Source organism: Burkholderia sp. AU32262, from assembly GCF_020419985.1.
Classification (GTDB): domain Bacteria; phylum Pseudomonadota; class Gammaproteobacteria; order Burkholderiales; family Burkholderiaceae; genus Burkholderia; species Burkholderia semiarida.
The window spans coordinates 1-1237 of record NZ_JAIZRS010000074.1 but is presented as its reverse complement, the minus strand read 5'-3'; the positions used below and the strand labels follow the sequence as shown (position 1 = coordinate 1237).

1 rRNA gene is annotated in these 1237 nt (G+C 51.7%); it reads right to left on the bottom strand.

Annotation, left to right across the window (positions count from 1 at the left end):
- Nucleotides 1-1168: ribosomal RNA gene (locus LGN10_RS33360) — 23S ribosomal RNA — on the bottom strand; the annotation flags it as partial.
- Nucleotides 1169-1237 lie beyond the last annotated feature (69 nt).

Genomic DNA, 1237 nt, shown 5'->3' with positions numbered 1-1237 from the left:
AGCTCGCATCCGCAGCTTCGGTATATAGCTTAGCCCCGTTACATCTTCCGCGCAGGACGACTCGATCAGTGAGCTATTACGCTTTCTTTAAAGGGTGGCTGCTTCTAAGCCAACCTCCTGACTGTTTTAGCCTTCCCACTTCGTTTCCCACTTAGCTATATTTGGGGACCTTAGCTGGCGGTCTGGGTTGTTTCCCTCTTGACACCGGACGTTAGCACCCGATGTCTGTCTCCCGTGATTGCACTCTTCGGTATTCGGAGTTTGCTATGGCGGGGTAATCTGCAATAGACCCCCCAACCATGACAGTGCTCTACCCCCGAAGGTGAGACACGAGGCACTACCTAAATAGTTTTCGGAGAGAACCAGCTATTTCCAGGTTTGTTTAGCCTTTCACCCCTATCCACAGCTCATCCCCTAACTTTTCAACGTTAGTGGGTTCGGACCTCCAGTACGTGTTACCGCACCTTCATCCTGGCCATGGATAGATCACCTGGTTTCGGGTCTACGCCCAGCAACTGAACGCCCTATTCGGACTCGCTTTCGCTACGCCTGCCCTATACGGTTAAGCTTGCTACTGAACGTAAGTCGCTGACCCATTATACAAAAGGTACGCCGTCACCCCTTTCGAGGCTCCGACTGTTTGTATGCATGCGGTTTCAGGATCTATTTCACTCCCCTCCCGGGGTTCTTTTCGCCTTTCCCTCACGGTACTGGTTCACTATCGGTCGATCACGAGTATTTAGCCTTGGAGGATGGTCCCCCCATCTTCAGACAGGATTTCACGTGTCCCGCCCTACTTGTCGCACACCTAGTTCTTTCATACTGTTTTCGCCTACAGGGCTATCACCTGCTATGGCCGCACTTTCCAGAGCGTTCGGCTAACAATACAAATAAAGAGTGCAAGGCTCATCCCATTTCGCTCGCCACTACTTTGGGAATCTCGGTTGATTTCTTTTCCTGCGGTTACTTAGATGTTTCAGTTCACCGCGTTCGCTTCGCATGGCCTATGTATTCAGCCATGGATACTCCAAAAGGAGTGGGTTTCCCCATTCGGACATCTACGGATCAAAGCTCGTTTGCCAGCTCCCCGTAGCTTTTCGCAGGCTACCGCGTCCTTCATCGCCTGTGATCGCCAAGGCATCCACCACATGCACTTGTTCGCTTGACCCTATAACGAGTCTGTCTCTCGACAGCCGCTACAGGTTGAGTTCTCGCGTTGTGCCGTATTCCAATTGAG